This is a genomic window from Salipiger sp. ABN3_019 (assembly GCF_056158605.1).
The window spans coordinates 453350-469084 of sequence record NZ_JBSWTP010000009.1; the positions used below are offsets into that span (position 1 = coordinate 453350).

Annotated in this window: 16 protein-coding genes; 7 read left to right on the forward strand and 9 right to left on the reverse strand. The window is 66.6% G+C overall.

All coding sequences use genetic code 11. From position 1 onward, the window contains the following. Positions 1–20: 20 nt before the first annotated feature. Both ACXAD2_RS10335 and ACXAD2_RS10340 read right to left on the reverse strand, forming a co-directional pair. Positions 21–947 carry an AEC family transporter gene (locus ACXAD2_RS10335; protein ID WP_475169580.1) on the reverse strand — a complete coding sequence of 309 codons (927 nt, stop codon included), beginning with the start codon at positions 945–947 and terminating at the stop codon, positions 21–23. Positions 948–976: 29 nt separating this feature from the next. Continuing rightward, positions 977–1156, reverse strand: coding sequence for a zinc-finger domain-containing protein (locus ACXAD2_RS10340; protein ID WP_066103086.1), 180 nt, complete (start codon positions 1154–1156; stop codon positions 977–979). Between the two features lie 71 nt (positions 1157–1227). Here ACXAD2_RS10340 and ACXAD2_RS10345 point away from each other — a divergent pair, with 71 nt between their 5' ends. After that, positions 1228–2154 (forward strand): ABC transporter ATP-binding protein, encoded by a 927-nt coding sequence (locus ACXAD2_RS10345; RefSeq protein WP_066103089.1) that lies wholly within the window; start codon positions 1228–1230, stop codon positions 2152–2154. A 217-nt stretch (positions 2155–2371) separates the two neighbouring features. Here ACXAD2_RS10345 and ACXAD2_RS10350 read toward each other — a convergent pair whose 3' ends face one another. Both ACXAD2_RS10350 and ACXAD2_RS10355 read right to left on the reverse strand, forming a co-directional pair. Next, on the reverse strand, positions 2372–2740 hold the full coding sequence (locus ACXAD2_RS10350; protein ID WP_164178694.1) for a histidine triad nucleotide-binding protein: 369 nt from the start codon (positions 2738–2740) through the stop codon (positions 2372–2374). Between the two features lie 20 nt (positions 2741–2760). Continuing rightward, positions 2761–4338 carry a DUF5928 domain-containing protein gene (locus ACXAD2_RS10355; protein ID WP_475169585.1) on the reverse strand — a complete coding sequence of 526 codons (1578 nt, stop codon included), beginning with the start codon at positions 4336–4338 and terminating at the stop codon, positions 2761–2763. Positions 4339–4474: 136 nt separating this feature from the next. On the opposite strand from ACXAD2_RS10355, the gene ACXAD2_RS10360 reads away from it, so the two are divergent. After that, complete coding sequence (locus tag ACXAD2_RS10360) at positions 4475–5293, forward strand: sulfotransferase family protein (RefSeq protein ID WP_475169587.1); 819 nt, start codon at positions 4475–4477, stop codon at positions 5291–5293. 3 nt (positions 5294–5296) lie between these two features. On the opposite strand, the gene ACXAD2_RS10365 is transcribed toward ACXAD2_RS10360, so the two are convergent. Then, positions 5297–5941: a TetR/AcrR family transcriptional regulator gene (locus tag ACXAD2_RS10365; protein WP_475169588.1), complete on the reverse strand. Its 645-nt coding sequence runs from the start codon at positions 5939–5941 to the stop codon at positions 5297–5299. A gap of 77 nt (positions 5942–6018) precedes the next feature. On the opposite strand from ACXAD2_RS10365, the gene ACXAD2_RS10370 reads away from it, so the two are divergent. Then, complete coding sequence (locus ACXAD2_RS10370; RefSeq protein WP_475169590.1) at positions 6019–6774, forward strand: SDR family oxidoreductase; 756 nt, start codon at positions 6019–6021, stop codon at positions 6772–6774. Between the two features lie 3 nt (positions 6775–6777). Here the strand turns inward: ACXAD2_RS10370 and ACXAD2_RS10375 are convergent, their stop codons facing one another. Then, positions 6778–7368, reverse strand: coding sequence for a DUF1285 domain-containing protein (locus tag ACXAD2_RS10375; protein WP_475169592.1), 591 nt, complete (start codon positions 7366–7368; stop codon positions 6778–6780). 69 nt (positions 7369–7437) lie between these two features. Between ACXAD2_RS10375 and ACXAD2_RS10380 the strand changes: the two genes are divergently transcribed. From ACXAD2_RS10380 to ACXAD2_RS10395, 4 genes are read left to right on the forward strand one after another with little or no spacing between them, the layout of a single operon-like run. Continuing rightward, positions 7438–8439, forward strand: coding sequence for an AAA family ATPase (locus ACXAD2_RS10380; RefSeq protein WP_066103111.1), 1002 nt, complete (start codon positions 7438–7440; stop codon positions 8437–8439). Next, entirely contained in the window at positions 8439–9314 is an 876-nt protein-coding gene (locus ACXAD2_RS10385) for a DUF58 domain-containing protein (protein WP_475174818.1), read from the forward strand. The genes ACXAD2_RS10380 and ACXAD2_RS10385 overlap by 1 nt, the downstream gene beginning before the upstream one ends. Continuing rightward, positions 9311–12112 (forward strand): DUF4159 domain-containing protein, encoded by a 2802-nt coding sequence (locus tag ACXAD2_RS10390; RefSeq protein WP_475169595.1) that lies wholly within the window; start codon positions 9311–9313, stop codon positions 12110–12112. Before ACXAD2_RS10385 ends, ACXAD2_RS10390 begins: the two co-directional genes overlap by 4 nt. Before the next feature lie 37 nt (positions 12113–12149). Continuing rightward, positions 12150–14192: a glutamine amidotransferase gene (locus ACXAD2_RS10395; RefSeq protein WP_475169598.1), complete on the forward strand. Its 2043-nt coding sequence runs from the start codon at positions 12150–12152 to the stop codon at positions 14190–14192. On the opposite strand, the gene ACXAD2_RS10400 is transcribed toward ACXAD2_RS10395, so the two are convergent. From ACXAD2_RS10400 to ACXAD2_RS10410, 3 genes are all read right to left on the reverse strand, one after another. Further along, positions 14193–14546: a hypothetical protein gene (locus tag ACXAD2_RS10400; protein WP_475169600.1), complete on the reverse strand. Its 354-nt coding sequence runs from the start codon at positions 14544–14546 to the stop codon at positions 14193–14195. It lies immediately after the preceding gene. A gap of 61 nt (positions 14547–14607) precedes the next feature. After that, positions 14608–15312 carry a DUF599 domain-containing protein gene (locus tag ACXAD2_RS10405; protein ID WP_164178665.1) on the reverse strand — a complete coding sequence of 235 codons (705 nt, stop codon included), beginning with the start codon at positions 15310–15312 and terminating at the stop codon, positions 14608–14610. Positions 15313–15314: 2 nt separating this feature from the next. Continuing rightward, positions 15315–15725, reverse strand: a complete 411-nt coding sequence (locus ACXAD2_RS10410) for a CopD family protein (protein WP_475169603.1) — start codon at positions 15723–15725, stop codon at positions 15315–15317. Positions 15726–15735: the final 10 nt, after the last annotated feature.

Sequence of the window (15735 nt, forward strand, 5' to 3'; positions counted from 1 at the left end):
GCGCAGGCGGCACTGCGTGCTCAGGGATGCACCCAGGCGATCACCGCGCTGACGGTGAGGATGCTGGCGGCGGTGGAAATCAGGATCGCCGCCGAGACCCGCTGCGGCGCGATGCCGTAATGCTGGGCGAGGATAAAGACATTGCCCGCCACCGGCAGCGCCGAGGCCGAGACCATCACCGCCGCCTGATAGGGGCTGACCGGAAAGACGAAATAGGCCGCCAGCGCCACAAAGCCCGGATGCAGCACCAGCTTGCAAAAGCTGATCCAGCCCGCCACCGCCAGCCGCTCGGCGCTCTTGGTTGCCAGCGAGGCTCCGATGGCGAACAGGGCACCCGGCGTCGCGGCATTGCCCAGCGTGGTGAGGAAGGATTCCACCGGCGCGGGCATCGGCAGACCGCTGGCCGAGACCGCCAGCCCCGCCACGATCGACACGATCATCGGGTTGTTGACCAGCCCGCGCGCCACCGTGCCCAGCAAGGCCGGCGACAGCCCGCCGCCGCGCGCGCCCGACACGAGGATCACCAGCAACGAAGAGAACACGATCAGATCGACCGACAGCATCAGGATGATCGGGCCCACCGCCTCTTGGCCCAGCAGCACCGCCAGCATCGGCACGCCGAGAAAGCCGGTGTTGCCGATCGAGGCCGATTGCGCCTCGATCGCGGTGGTCTGCACGTCCTGCCGCCGCAGGAATCCCGCCACGGTCGCCACGGAATAGACCGCCGCCGTGCCCAGCAGATAGGCCGAGGCGACATTGGGATCGAAGATCTCGGAGAACGACAGCGTCGCGGAGAAGCGGAACAGCATCGCCGAGAGCGCGAAGTAAAAGACGAAGCGGGTGATCGCCGCCACCGACTCCTCGGAAAAGAACCGCACTTTCGCGGCCCCGTAGCCGAGGCCGATCAGCGCGAAGAACGGCAGAACCTTGAGAAGGACGGCAATCATGAATGAAGGTCAGCGGGCGCGACGGGCGCTCAGACCTTGCCCTCGAAATCCTTATGCACGTAGCGCGCATCGCAATAGGGGCATTCCACAACACCGGTCTCATGCGAGACCGAAAGCCAGACGCGCGGGTGGCCAAGCGCCCCCTCGCCGCCGTCACAGGCGATGCGGTAGCTGTCGACGAGCTTGGTCTCGGGCGCCTCGGTGGTCATGCTCCGGTTCCCTTTTCACTGGCTTTGCACTACCTGCGTTATGAGACAAGTCACGCACAGGAGCAAGGCGCATGAGCGACGACGCGATCCGCATCGAAGGGCTGACCAAGACCTACGCCGGGGGCAAACAGGCGCTCAAGGGCGTCGATCTGAATGTGCCTCAGGGCTCGATCTTCGGCCTGCTCGGCCCCAATGGCGCCGGCAAATCGACGATGATCAACATCCTCGCGGGGCTGGTCACGAAAACCGCTGGCAAAGTGTCGATCTGGGGCTGGGATCAGGATCGCAACCCGCGCCAGTCGCGCGCCTCGATCGGGGTGATGCCGCAGGAGCTGAACCTCGATCCCTTCTTCACTCCGCGCGCCGCGCTCGAGGTGCAGGCCGGGCTCTACGGCGTGCCCAAGGCCGATCGCACCACCGATGAGATCCTCGAAATGGTCGGGCTGGAAGACAAGGCCGAGGCCTATGCCCGCACCCTTTCGGGCGGGATGCGGCGGCGGCTCTTGCTGGGCAAGGCGCTGGTGCACCACCCGCATATCCTGGTGCTCGACGAGCCCACCGCCGGGGTCGACATCGAACTGCGGCAGATGCTCTGGCGCAACGTCCGCCGTCTCAACCGCGAGCGCGGCATGACCATCATCCTCACCACCCACTACCTCGAGGAAGCCGAGCAGATGTGCGACGAGATCGCCATCATCAACCACGGCGCATTGGTGGCCCGCGACAGCACCGCGAACCTGCTGGGCGGGATCGACGCCAAGACCATGGTGATCACCCCCGAGAGCATGCCCGAGACTCTGCCCGAGGCGCCCGGCATCACCGCCGAGATCCGCGACGGCGGGCTGATCGCGCTCAGCTACCGCAGCCGCGAAACCTCGGCCGAGGACGTGCTGGGCCTCGTTCGGGCGCATGGCATCAGCCTGCGCGACGTGCGGACCGAGCAGGCCGACCTCGAAGATGTCTTCCTCGAACTGACCCGCAGCCGCCCCGCCGCCTGAGCGCTGTTCCTGAGACGCCTCCGGCGGGAGTATTTGCGGAAAGATGAAAGGGCGGCACCGATCCAACGGCGCCGCCCTTTTGCGGTCTGGGGTCCTCCCGGCCTGGGGTCTTCCCGGCCTAGCTTTTTTCCCGGTCTGGCTTCTTCTCTTTGAAAATACGCCCGCCGGAGGCGGTCCGGGCGCAGCCACCCGTGCCGTCCTGCCAGAATTGAGCGCCTCAGCCCTTTTCCAGCATCCGTCCCAGCGGACGGCCCGCAAGGATATGCACGTGCAGATGCGGCACTTCTTGCACCCCGTCGACACCGGCGTTGGAGATCATCCGGAAGCCATCGGCGGCGACGCCCTCCATCTCGCAGACCTTGCCGATGGCGCGGGTGTAATCGAGGATCTCGGCGTCCGAGGCGTTCTGCGCGAAATCATCATAGCAGACATAGGCGCCCTTCGGGATCACCAGCACATGCGTCGGTGCCTGCGGGCGGATGTCGCGGAAGGCGAGGCTGTGCTCAGTTTCGAGCACGGTGCTGTTGGGGATCTCGCCGCGCAGGATCTTGGCGAAGATATTCTGGTCATCGTAGCTGTAGGCCATGGGTGTCCTCTATGGGTTGCTCAGTCGCAAAAGAGTTGTTCGTCGGAGGCGATCGCCCGGGCTGTCTCGGGGGCGACCGACAGGAATTGCACCAGCGCGCGCACCTGCGCCTCGAAAGGGTCCTGCTCGCGCAGATGCAGGTGGCCCGGAAGATTGGCGTCGCGCAGCTGATCGCTTTCGTGCTCGATGTCGTTGCGGATGGTGGGGATCAGCCGCGCCATGGCCGCCTCGGAGGTGCGTTCCCCGGCCAGCCCGATGCGCGTGGCATGGCCCGCAAGGAAGGCGTCCGAGAACTGGCAATCAAGCTGCAGCAGCCGCGTCACCGCGCGGTCGCGGCAGAAATCCTCGATCAGATCGAGGCTGCCGGGGTCGATGCAGACCACCAGCCTCTCTTCGCCGAAATAATCGAAGAGCATGCGCATCAGCGCCCGGCGGTGGCGGTGGCGCTTGTCCATGGTCGACTGCACGCCGCCCAGATCGGGCAGCGGGCAGCTTTCCTCGTTGAACAGGTAATCGACGCAGGGCAGCGTGGTCTTGTCGCGGATATGCCCGATCAGCCGTTTCGCCACATGCCACTTCTTGCTGACCACGATCAGCAATTCGCGCTCGCGCCCCAGCGAACTTTCGGTTTCCCAGAAGCGCGGCGCGAACCGGCGGCCGATGCGCCCCTTGTCGGTGAGGAAGCGATAGAGCGAGCGGCCTTCGTCCGAGACCCGGAACTGCGCCCCCTCGGTGGCGTAGAGCACCCCCAAGCGCCGCCGCAGATCCTGCGCGTCGGGGCTGATCTTGCGGGCGAAAAGGAAGTCCTGCGCCAGCAGCAGATCATAGTGATCATTATAGAAGGTGACCGGCATCCCGTAGTCCGAGAACATCAGGAAGGTCAGCGTGCGGCTGTCGATCTCGCGCTCCGGCACGAGGTGGCGCACCAGCGTCTGAAAGAAGGTCTCGTCGGGGATCCACGTGTGGCGAAAGAAGCGCAGGACGTCAGGCCGCCCCGCGATGAAGCTCTGGATCGCCTCGACCGTGCGCCGCCGCAGGCACCACCATTGCGAGCCGATCATCACCTCTAGATCGGCGGGGATCCGGCGGGTCAGCCCCAGCCGCTTCTGCGCCTCGAACATCGCATAGAACCGGCGCTTCTGCGTGCGCTCGTTGAACATGTGGCGGTAGATCAGCCGCTCTTCCTTCCAGCCGGTCTTGATCCAGTCGGATTTGAAGAAATCGAAGCTTTCGATGTAATCGGCCTCGCGCGCGTCCAGAAACTCATGCGCGTGCTGGGCCGATTTGATCGCCATGCAATCGCCCGAGAGCATGTAGAAATGCGTCGCCCGTGGGAAAGCCTCGGTCGCCGCCTCCAAAGCGTTCAGCGTGGCCTGCACCAGCGACCATTCCCCCCAGCCGCATTTCACCCGGCGCCGCGCGAAGGTCACGTTGGGATCCTCGGCCAGCGCGTCGCGAATCTTCTGGTAATCGGCCTGCGGCGCGCGCGCATCGAAATGGATCGCCATGCAGTCGCCAGCGGCGGTCAGGCTCTGCGCCTGCTTGATGATCGCATCCGGATCCTTGTGGCACAGCAGTATGAAGGCAATCTTCGCCAAAGGATGAGGTCCGCCCAAATTTCGCCTGCTTCTTCACCTTTACCCCGGCGAAGACATTGAACAGGCCGATGTCTTTTGCTTTTTTGCATGTCCATGGAGCCTGCGACAAGCCGGGCCGAGGCGGGGAGAGTGAACAATGGGGTTTCCGGGCACCTGGATGACAGAGAGCGAGAGCATGATCTACCGGGTCGTGCCGAAATGCGCCTGCTCGACCATCGGCCAGATCATGTATTACTCGGACCACGGCGCGTTCTTTGACGGCGACATCCATGACGCCGAGCGCGGGCTGCACAAATGGAACCGCGACGAAAGCCAGAACCCGATCAAGGCCAATGTGAAGACGCGCAACGCGCCCGCCTTTACCTGCGTGCGCAATCCCTACACGCGCATCCTGTCGAGCTTCTTCGACAAGATCTGCGGCATCCAGCGCAACGGCAACCGCTACCGCGGCAATATGGTGCCGATGCTGGTGCAGAAATACGGGATCGAGGTCGGCGGCGAGGACGGCAAGGAAGAGTTCGACCAGATCCGTTCGTTCCGCCGGTTCCTGCTGTTCGCCCGTGACAGCATCCGCTGGCGCCGCCCGATGGAGCCCGACATTCACTGGTCGTCGGTCTCGGGGCATGTGTCGACCTTCATCGTCAACGGCGGGCGCTACGATCAGATCTTCTGGACCGAGAAATTCAACGAGGGCATGCAGAGCGTCTTGGATAAGGTGCAGACGCGCCACCCGGTCGACCTTTCAGCGATCCCCCGCTTCAATGAATCCGAAGGCCACGGCCCGAAGCGCGCGCATCCGGTCGAAGATTACTTCGACGATCTGTCGATGCATCTCGTCTATGAGATCTACAAGCGCGACTTCGATCTCTTCCGCTATGATTTCGAGAACCCGGCGAACAAGCTGCCGATCGGCGAGATCGACCTCGACGAGGTGCACGCCAAGCTGGGCGACTGAGGCTCAGGCCACCTCGGGCGCGGGCGCATCGGGCGCAGGTGCGTCGGGCGCGATCCCCAGATAGCCAAAGACCGCCGGGCGCAGCCGCGCCTCGATGGCCGCAAGGTCGCAATCCTCGGCAAACAGCGCCGCATGCACCATGCCGCGGCACAGCGCCGAAAGATCGCGCGCGGCGACCTCGGGCTGCGGCACCGCGAAATGCGTGAGCAGCGCCACCATCGCGGCATCCACCTCGGATCCCGCCGCGCAGACATCCGGGCCGAGCGGCAGCTGCATCTCTGCCTTTTCCAGCTCGCGCGACAGCACCGGCGCGCGGGCATGATGCCGGATCGAGGCGTGCAGCACCGTCCGCGCCGCCTCGCGCAGGTCCAGATCATGCGCCGCCGCCACGGCCTGTCCCATATCCTCGAAGAACTGCGCCTTCTGCCGCCGCACCAGTTCCGCAAGGATCGTCTCCTTGTTGGGGAAATACTGGTAGAGCGTGCCGATGCTCACCCCCGCCCGCTCGGCCACCGCATTGGTGGTCAGCGCACCGATCCCGCCCGCCTCGAGAATCTGAGCCGCCGCCGTCAGCATGGCCTCGACCGAGGCGCGCGACCGGGTCTGACGCGGTGTTTTTCGGGGGGATAGCGCGGCGGCTTGGGTCATGGCGGAATGCGAGTATGAAACCTGAGGGAATGCTCGCATTCTATCGCGGCCCAAAGCTCGCACAAAGGAAAACCGCCATGTCCGCCTATTGGAAAGGCCGCAAAGTTCTGCTGACCGGCGCGACGCGCGGCATCGGCCGCGCCATGGCCGAAACGCTGGTCACCGAAGGGGCGACCGTGCTTGGCGTTGCCCGGAATACCGCCGCGCTGGAGGAGATGACACGCCGACTCGGCCCGCAATTCGACGGGCTGGAGGCGGATCTCGGCGATCCCGAGATTCCGCGCGGCGTGGTGAACTGGGTGGCCGATGCGCATCCCGACTGCTCGGTGCTGATCAACAACGCGGCGGTTATGAGCTACCCGCTGCTCACCGACAGCAGCAACCACGACGTCGGCATCGAAGAAGAGGTGCAGATCAACATGATCGCGCCGATGCAGATCGCCACCGCCCTGCTGCCCCGGCTTGCCGCGCAGAAAGGCGCGCGGATCGTCAATGTCACCTCGGGGCTGGCGGTCGCGCCGAAAACCGATGCCCCGATCTATTGCGCCACCAAGGCCGGGATGCGCAGCTTCACCCGCAGCCTGCGCTATCAGGCCGAGGATGCCGGGCTGCACATCGGCATTTGCGAGGCCCTGCTTCCGGCGGTGAACACCTCGCTGTCGCGCGGCAGGGCCGAGCGCAAGATGCCCGCGCCCGAGGCCGCCGCCGCGATCCTTGCCGGAGCCGAGGCGGGCAAGACGGAAATCTGGATCGGCAAGACCAAGCTGCTGCGCCGGGTGATGCGCCTGTCGCCCGCGCTGGCCCATGGCCTCATGCGCCGCATCGAAGCCTGAGCGTCAGCCCTCAAGCTCCTCCGACGGAATCATCGGAAAGAACTCCCCCGAAGACCAAAGCCCGAACCAGCGCGCGCCCTCATGCTCATGGTGGGCGCCAAGCTCGACCAGCCGGTAGAAACTCTTGCGGTCGATCAGCGCCTCGAGGTTGGCGCGCACGTGGATATAAGGCGACGGCTCGCCGCTTTGCGGATCACGCACCACGCGGATCGGATGCTCTGGCCCGGCCACGGCGAAATCGCCCACATGGGTCTGAAAGGTCAGCACCTGATCGCTGCCCGCGCCTTCTGCTTCGAAGTCGATGGCGACGAAAGGCGCGTCATCGACGGTGATCCCGACCATCTCGACCGGCGTCACGAGGAAGTATTTCTCGCCGTCTTTCCTCAAAATCGACGAAAAAAGCTTCACCAGTTCGAAGCGTCCGATCGGCGTTCCGAGGTAAAACCACGTGCCGTCGCGGGCAATTCGCATGTCGAGATCGCCGCAGAACGGCGGATTCCACCGCTCCACGGGCGGCAGCCCACGCCCCGAAGCGGCGCGCGCTGCAGCAGCTATGCCCTCGGCAGAGGGAGTCACGTAATTTTGTGTGCGCATTACTTTTGCCATTTTCCACCCCCGCGATACACTCGCTTGGTAAAGGATTTACGCAAGGGAGTCTCCCCCATGGCCGAAGACCTGGTTGCCGAGATCGAGGCGCTGGAAGAAAAGCTCGCCGAAGCCAAGACGGCGATCACCCGGCGCTTCATCGGACAGGAGAGGGTCGTGGACCTGACCCTTGCCGCATTGCTTTGCGGCGGTCACGCGCTGCTCATCGGCCTGCCCGGCCTCGGCAAGACGCGTCTGGTGGAAACGCTCTCGACGGTGATGGGCCTCAATGGCAACCGCGTGCAGTTCACCCCCGATCTGATGCCCGCCGACATCCTCGGCTCGGAGGTGCTGGAAACCGCCGCCGACGGCAGCCGCGCCTTCAAGTTCCTACAAGGGCCGATCTTCTGCCAGCTGCTGATGGCCGACGAGATCAACCGCGCCTCGCCGCGCACCCAGTCGGCGCTGCTGCAGGCCATGCAGGAAAAATCGGTGACCATCGGCGGCGAGACCCGCACACTGGATCTGCCGTTCCATGTGCTCGCCACGCAAAACCCGATCGAGCAAGAGGGCACCTACCCGCTGCCCGAGGCGCAGCTTGACCGTTTCCTCGTGCAGATCGACGTGGCCTATCCCGACCGCAAGACCGAAAAAGACATCCTGCTCGCCACCACCGGCACCGAAGAGGCGCAGGCGCATCAGGTGTTCGACCCCGCCGCGCTGATGGCCGCGCAGCATCTGCTGCGGCGGATGCCCGTGGGCGATGCGGTGGTCGAGATGATCCTCGACCTGGTGCGCGCTTTCCGTCCCGGCGATCCTTCGGCCTCGGCCCGCGTGCGCGACACCGTCGCATGGGGCCCCGGCCCGCGCGCCGCGCAGGCGCTGATGCTCACCGTGCGCGCGCGTGCGCTGCTGCAGGGGCGTCTCGCGCCCTCGCCCTCGGATGTGATCGACATGGCCCGCCCGGTGCTGGTCCACCGCATGGCGCTGACCTTCTCGGCCCGCGCCCGCGGCGAGGATCTGGGCGCGATCATCGACGAGGTCTGCGCCACGCTCACGCCCTCCGAGGCTGCGGCTTGATCACGCCCATTGCCCAGCTCCGGCAGAGCGCACAGGAAGAGGCCAGCCGCTTTCCCGCGCTGCTCGCAAGGGCCGAGCATCTGGCGGGCACCGTCCTGCTGGGTGAACACGGCCGCCGCCGCTCGGGGCTGGGGGATGACTTCTGGCAATACCGCCCGCTGCGTCCCGGCGACACCTATCGCAGCATCGACTGGCGGCGCTCGGGCCGTGGCGACGAGCAGTTCGTGCGCGAGCGCGAATGGCAAATCGCGCAGAGCGTGCAGCTCTGGGTCGATACCGGCGCGTCGATGCGATTTTCGTCGAACAAGGACCTGCCAAGCAAGGGCGACCGCGCCCGGCTGATCGCGCTTTCGGCGGCCATCCTGCTGATCCGCGGCGGCGAGCGTGTGGGGTTCACCGGCTGGTCGCTGCCGCCGCGCAATGGCGATGTGCAGATCCTCCGGCTCGCCGAGGCGATGAGCGAAGACGGCACCGAGGATTATTCCGAACCCGAGGCGCGTGGCATGATCCCCCACGCCCGCGCCATGTTCGTGTCCGATTTCCTGAGCGATCTGGACCCCGTCGAGGCGGCGCTGACCAAAGCCGCCGACCGCGGCGTGCGCGGTGTGCTGCTGCAGGTGCTCGACCCGTCAGAGGAAAGCTTTCCATTCAAGGGACGCACGATTTTCGAAAGCGTCGGCAAGACCTTGACGCATGAGACGCTGAAGGCAGGCGACCTTCGCGAGCGCTATCTGGAACGGCTGGCCGAGCGCAAGGCGCGGCTTGAACATCTTGCGCGCTTAACGGGTTGGCAGTTTTTATGCCATCATACCAGTGACAGCGCGCAGAACGCCCTGCTGTGGGTGTACCGCGCGATGGACGGAGGGCACGGATGACCGTTCTCGGCCCCCTGGGCTTCACGGCCCCTTGGTTGTTGCTTGGATTGCTGGCCCTGCCGGTGCTCTGGGTGATCCTGCGCGCGGTGCCGCCCGCGCCGATCCGCCGGCTGTTTCCCGGCGTCGTGCTGCTGCTGGGTCTCAAGGATGACGATCAGGTCACCGACCGCACGCCGTGGTGGCTTTTGCTGCTGCGGATGCTGGCGGTGGCGGCGGTGATCATCGGCCTCGCCGGGCCGATCCTGAACCCCGAAGACGACGCGCAGGCTGCGGGCACCGGGCCGCTGCTGGTGGTGATGGATGCCAGCTGGTCCTCGGCCTCGGACTGGCGCGCCCGCGAGGCGGCTCTTGACGCGCTGCTGGCACGGGCCGAGCGCGAGACACGCCCCGTGGCCATCCTGCGCCTGACCGAACCCGAAGCGCCGCAGTTCCAAGAAGCCGCCGTGCTGCGCAGCCGTCTTGGCGGCCTGCAGCCCGAACCTTGGGAGCCGGGCGACGCCCAGACCTCCCGCGCCATGGCGCTGCTGCCCGAGGAGGATTTCGACAGTTACTGGATGTCCGACGGGCTCGCCCGCGACAGCCGCGAGCCGCTGCTGAACGCGCTGATGGATCACGGGCAGGTCACCGTCTTCGAAAGCCCGCGCAACCTCACCGCCCTGCTGCCCCCCAGTTTTGCCGACGGCAATGTGCAGATTACCGCGCGCCGCCTGCATGGCGGTGCGGAACGCGAGATCTCGATCGCCGGGCATGGGCTCGATCCGGCGGGCAACCCCGCCGTTCTGGTGCGCGCGCCGCTGACCTTCGAGGATGGCGCCACCGAGGGCACGCTCGACCTCTCGCTGCCCGCCGAACTGCGCGCCCGCATCACAAGGTTCGAGATCGACGGCGCCCGCAATGCCGGCGCGGTCAGCCTGCCCGACGACAGCCTGCGCCGCCGCGAAGTGGCGCTGATCGCTGGCAATGAGAACCGCGAGGGGCTGGAGCTGCTGTCGCCGCTCTACTATCTGAACAAAGCGCTGGAGCAGGATGTCGATATCCTCGACGGCGCGCTGACCGAGGTGCTGCCCGCCAATCCCGACGTGATCGCGCTTGCGGATGTGGCCACGCTCAGCCCCGCCGAAACCGACGGGGTCACCGAATGGCTGCAGAACGGCGGCACGCTGCTGCGCTTCGCCGGGCCGCGCCTCGCCGCCTCGAACCTGTCGCGCGACCGCGAAGACCCTCTGATGCCCGTGCGCCTGCGCGCGGGCGGGCGCTCGGTCGGTGGCGCGATGAGCTGGGGTGAGCCCAAGACATTGGCCCCCTTCCCCGCTGGCAGCCCGTTCGAAGGGCTGCAGATCCCCGAGGATGTCAGCGTCACCAGTCAGGTCATGGCGCAGCCCGATCCCACGCTGGCCGACCGGGTGATCGCGCAGCTGACCGATGGCACCCCGCTGGTCACCCGTAAGCGCGTCGGCGCCGGGCAAGTGGTGCTGTTCCATGTGACCGCCAATGCCGAATGGTCGACCCTGCCGCTCTCGGGCCTCTTCGTGCAGATGCTCGAGCGGTTGGCGATCTCGGCCATGCCCGCCACGCCCGAGCCCGCCGATCTTGCAGGCACCATGTGGCAGCCCCTGCGCGTGCTCGACGGTTTCGGCGCGGTCACCGACGCGGGCACCCTGCCCGGCGTCGCGGGCGAGACGCTGCTCACCGATCCGCTCGGCCCCGAATTGCGCCCCGGCCTCTATCAGGGCGAAGAGCGCAGCCTTGCGCGCAATGTCGTCACCGCCGAGACCGTGCTGCAGCCCGCCACTTGGCCCGACACGGTGCCGGTCGAAGGGCTGAGCCGCCCGCAGGAAACCCCGCTCGCGGGCTGGCTTCTGGCCCTCGCCATCGCGCTGCTTCTGGCTGACGTCATCGCCTCGCTGGCGCTGTCCGGACGGCTGCGCGGCGCCCGGCCCAGCGGCACCGCCGCCGCCGTGCTTCTGGCGCTGGCACTCGGTGCGGTCTCTGCGCCCGGAACCGCGCAGGCCCAGCAGAGCCAGCGCAGCAGCGCCGAGGCGGACGCCTTTGCCGAAGCCGCCACCGGAGAGCTGACGCTGGCGCATGTGATCACCGGCAATGCGAAGGTCGACGATCTGGCGCAGGCCGGGCTGCGCGGCCTGTCGGACACGCTGTTCTTCCGCACCTCGGTCGAGCCCTCCGATCCCATGGCGGTCAATCTCGAGACCGACGAGCTGGCCTTCTTCCCGCTGCTCTACTGGCCGATCGTGCCGTCGCAGCCCACGCCCTCGCCCGCCGCCTATGCCAAGCTCAACGAATATCTGCGCTCGGGCGGGATGATCCTCTTTGACACGCGCGACGCCGATGTGGCGGGCTTTGGCGCCGCATCGCCCGAGGGCCGCAAGCTGCGCGAGATCGCCGCCCCGCTCGACATTCCGCCGCTGGAGCCGGTGCCGCAGGACCATGTGCTCACCCGCACCTTCTATCTGCTGCAGGATTTCCCCGGTCGCTACACCAGCCGCGACGTCTGGGTCGAGGCCGCGCCGCCCGATGCCGAACTGATCGAGGGGATGCCCTTCCGCAACCTCAACGACAACGTCACCCCGGTGGTCATCGGCGGCAACGACTGGGCCGCCGCATGGGCGGTGGACCCGCGCGGCAACCCGCTGGTGCGCATCGGTTCGGGCTTTACCGGCGAACGCCAGCGCGAGATCGCTTACCGTTTCGGGGTGAACCTGGTGATGCATGTGCTGACCGGCAACTACAAATCCGATCAGGTGCACGTCCCGGCGCTGCTCGACAGGCTCGGCCAATGATGCGCGCGGCAGATGGGACAATGAACAGGCAGGCTTCATGACCGGCGAAATCGTCTTCGACCCGCTTCTGCCCTGGCCGCTGATCGCCGGGCTTGGCGTTCTGGCGCTGGCCTCGGTACTGCTGTCGCTCTGGCGCGGCATGCCCGGCTGGGCGCTGCGGCTCTGCGCCGGGCTGGTGCTGGTGGCGGCCCTCACCCAACCGTCATTTCAGGAAGAGGACCGCGCGCCGCTTTCGGACATCGTGCTGATGCTCGAAGACCAGAGCGCCTCGCAGCGCCTCGGCGACCGGCTCGAGACCACCTCCGAGGCCGCCGACGCGATGGAAGCGCGGCTCGCCGCCCGGCCCAACACCGAAGTGCGGCGCATCACCGTGCCCGACGGCGATGGCGACAGCGGCACGCTGCTGATGACCGCCCTGTCGGAGGCGCTGGCCGAAGAACCACGCGGCCGCATCGCCGGTATCTTTCTGCTGTCGGACGGGCGGCTGCACGATCTGGAACGCGCGCCCTCGCTCCCCGCGCCGCTGCACCTGCTGCTCACCGGACGCGAGACCGACTGGGACCGCCGGTTGATCGTCAAGAACGCCCCGGCCTTCGCCATCCTCGGCGAGCCGGTCACCCTGACGCTGCGGGTCGAGGATGATGGCGCCGCGCCACGGGAGAGCGAGACGGACCTGCAGATCTCGGTCGACGGCGCCGAGCCCGAAAGCTTCCGCGTGCCGCTCGGTCAGGACATCGAACTGCCGGTCACCCTGCCCCATGGCGGGCTCAACGTGATCCAATTTACCGTGCCCGAAGGCGCGGGCGAGCTTACCGACCGCAACAACACCGCGCTGGTGCAAATCAACGGCGTGCGCGACCGCCTGCGCGTTCTGCTGGTCTCGGGCGAGCCGCACTCCGGCAGTCGCACATGGCGTAACCTATTGAAATCAGACAGCTCTGTCGACCTTGTGCATTTCACCATCCTGCGCCCGCCGGAAAAGCAGGATGGCGTGCCGGTGACCGAACTCTCGCTCATCGCCTTCCCGACGCGCGAGCTCTTCCTCGAAAAGATCGAGGATTTCGACCTGATCATCTTCGACCGCTACAAGCGCCGCGGCATCCTGCCCGCCATCTACCTCGACAACGTGCGCAACTACGTCGAGAACGGCGGCGCCGTGCTGGTTGCGGCCGGCCCCGATTTCGCCAGCGCCGATTCCATCTACCGCTCGCCGCTGTCCGAGATTCTGCCCGCCGAGCCCACCGCCCGGGTCATCGACGAAGGCTACCGCCCAACGGTCACCGAGCTTGGCGAACGTCACCCGGTCACCGCCGGTCTCACCGGCGCGGACAGCTGGGGCCGCTGGATGCGGCAGGTCGAAGTGACGCCGAACGAGGGCGCCGAGGTTGTGATGTCCGGCGCCGAAGACCAACCGCTGCTGGTGCTCGACCGGGTCGGCGATGGGCGCGTGGCGCTCATCGCCTCCGATCAGGCGTGGCTCTGGTCGCGCGGCTTCGAGGGCGGCGGGCCGCAACTCGACCTGCTGCGGCGTCTGGCGCATTGGATGATGAAAGAGCCCGAGCTCGAGGAAGAGGCGCTCTGGGCCGAGGCCACCGGCCAGTCCATGCGCATCATCCGCCGCACGCTGGAAGAGGGCGTCGGCGCGGTCACCGTGACCCGCCCCGATGGCACCGAAGAGGAGGTGCCGCTCGAAGAGGTTTCGCCCGGACGGTTTGAGGCGATCTATCAGGGGCCGGAAATCGGGCTCTACCGCCTCAAGGAAGGCGAGCAGGAGGCGGTCATCGGCCTCGGACCGGCGGCACCGCGCGAGTTCGAGCAGACCATCGCCAGTGGTGAGGCGCTGCAGCCGGTGGTGGATTCGCTGCGCGGCGGCGAGGCGCGGATCGAAGACGGTCTGCCCAACATCCGCACGATCAGCGCCGGGCGTCCCGCCGCCGGGCGCGGCTGGATGGGCATCACCCCGCGCGAGGCGTTCGAGACCATGGATGTGACCCGCATTCCGCTGCTTCCCGCGTGGCTGACGCTGCTGCTGGCGGCGGGCTTCATCATCGGCGCGTGGCTGCGCGAGGGCCGGCGCTGATCAGCGCAGATCCAGCGGCAGGCGGGTTTCACTCCAGCCATCGATCAGGCAGCGCGCGCGGATGTAGACGCGCGCTGTCCCCGCGGGGACAGCGACACCGGACAGGCTGCGGGTGAAGGGCTGCTCGGTCTCATGCGGATGCGCCAGAATGCGGGTGCCGAGCACGGTGCCAGCCTCATCTTCGATCCGCCAGCCATCGGCATAATGCTCCCAGCCGGTATCGGGATGGGCCAGCGTGACCGCAAAGCTCCAACCCTCCCCCGCGCGGCGGGCCTCGGCCGCCAGCACCTCGGGGTCAGCGGCGGCAAGCGGCGTCGCCGCAAGGCTGAGCAGCAGGACAAAGATCGGTTTCATGCGCGGCAGTATGGCACAAATCTCTTCGAAGAGATTTGCAAAAGCCTTCGAAGGCTTTTGCCTACTCGTCCTCAGCCGCCAGCAGCACCTCGCGCGACTGCGAGGTGAACTCGCGCCGCAGGATCACACCAAGCGTCACCAGCGCCGCCACCACCAGCGGCCAAGCCCCCAGCAGCCATGCCGACGATCCGATGCCGAAATAGACCGAGCGCAGCCCGCGATTGTAGCTGCGCGCGGCAAAGATATTGATCTCGGCGGCTTTGGCGGCGCGGGCATAGGCGGTGGCGCTGTTGTCATTGGGCGTGGCGCCCATCATCACCGAGCAATAGCCGAAAAGCCGGTTCGACCAGACGAATTTCAGGAAGGCATTTGCCGCGAACACGAGGATCAGCAGCAGCTTGGCTTCCCAGACGATCGCCGGGGCATCACCGCCCGCCGAGAGATCTTCGGCGACGCCGCGCACCTGCTCGGGATTGCCCAAAAGCGCGAAAATCCCGCCGATGGCGATCATCGAGGTGGAGGCGAAGAACGCGGTGCTCTGGCGCAGGCTGCCGACGATCTGCGAGTCGAAGATGCGCGGCTGGCGGGTGACGAAATGCTTCATCCACTGACGCCGGTAGCGCGCCATCAGCACGGTCACCGACGGCCGGCGCTTGGGCGGGTTCTCGATGAACCACGAGCCGCCCAGCCAGCAGATCAGCAACAGCGCCACACCGGCGAAATCAACCGGCGAAAACGACGTGAGCGTGTCGAGCCAAGGACCCATGGTCAGAACGGCTTGGCCACGACCAGCCACAGGATGGCGATCGTGCCGACCACGCTGATCTCGTTGAAGATGCGCAGGAACATATCCAACTCGCGGAACTCGCCGCGCTTGGCGCGACCGACCAGAACGCCGGTCCAGACGTAATGCGCCGCCAGCAGCACCACGAGGCCGATCTTGGCGTGCAGCCATGCCGGAAAGCCCCAGAGCACGCCAAGCCAGATCCCGGTGATCACCGCGATCACCGCCAGCCCCGCCGAGAAGCGGTACAGCCGATAGGTCAGATCGCCGAGCGGGCCAAAGGCGCCGGTCGTGGCGTAATCGCGCTTCCAGTAGATCAGCGCGCGCGGCACGGCAAAGATGGAGGTCATCCACCCCATGACGCAGAGAATATGTATGATCTTCAACCAGTCCATGGGTTTACCT

Coding starts and splice junctions, on each gene's coding strand:
- ACXAD2_RS10335 (WP_475169580.1), bottom strand. CDS start 947: ATGATTGCCGTCCTTCTCAAGGTTCTGCCGTTCTTCGCGCTGATCGGC.
- ACXAD2_RS10340 (WP_066103086.1), bottom strand. CDS start 1,156: ATGACCACCGAGGCGCCCGAGACCAAGCTCGTCGACAGCTACCGCATC.
- ACXAD2_RS10345 (WP_066103089.1), top strand. CDS start 1,228: ATGAGCGACGACGCGATCCGCATCGAAGGGCTGACCAAGACCTACGCC.
- ACXAD2_RS10350 (WP_164178694.1), bottom strand. CDS start 2,740: ATGGCCTACAGCTACGATGACCAGAATATCTTCGCCAAGATCCTGCGC.
- ACXAD2_RS10360 (WP_475169587.1), top strand. CDS start 4,475: ATGGGGTTTCCGGGCACCTGGATGACAGAGAGCGAGAGCATGATCTAC.
- ACXAD2_RS10365 (WP_475169588.1), bottom strand. CDS start 5,941: ATGACCCAAGCCGCCGCGCTATCCCCCCGAAAAACACCGCGTCAGACC.
- ACXAD2_RS10370 (WP_475169590.1), top strand. CDS start 6,019: ATGTCCGCCTATTGGAAAGGCCGCAAAGTTCTGCTGACCGGCGCGACG.
- ACXAD2_RS10375 (WP_475169592.1), bottom strand. CDS start 7,368: ATGCGCACACAAAATTACGTGACTCCCTCTGCCGAGGGCATAGCTGCT.
- ACXAD2_RS10380 (WP_066103111.1), top strand. CDS start 7,438: ATGGCCGAAGACCTGGTTGCCGAGATCGAGGCGCTGGAAGAAAAGCTC.
- ACXAD2_RS10390 (WP_475169595.1), top strand. CDS start 9,311: ATGACCGTTCTCGGCCCCCTGGGCTTCACGGCCCCTTGGTTGTTGCTT.
- ACXAD2_RS10395 (WP_475169598.1), top strand. CDS start 12,150: ATGACCGGCGAAATCGTCTTCGACCCGCTTCTGCCCTGGCCGCTGATC.
- ACXAD2_RS10400 (WP_475169600.1), bottom strand. CDS start 14,546: ATGAAACCGATCTTTGTCCTGCTGCTCAGCCTTGCGGCGACGCCGCTT.
- ACXAD2_RS10405 (WP_164178665.1), bottom strand. CDS start 15,312: ATGGGTCCTTGGCTCGACACGCTCACGTCGTTTTCGCCGGTTGATTTC.
- ACXAD2_RS10410 (WP_475169603.1), bottom strand. CDS start 15,725: ATGGACTGGTTGAAGATCATACATATTCTCTGCGTCATGGGGTGGATG.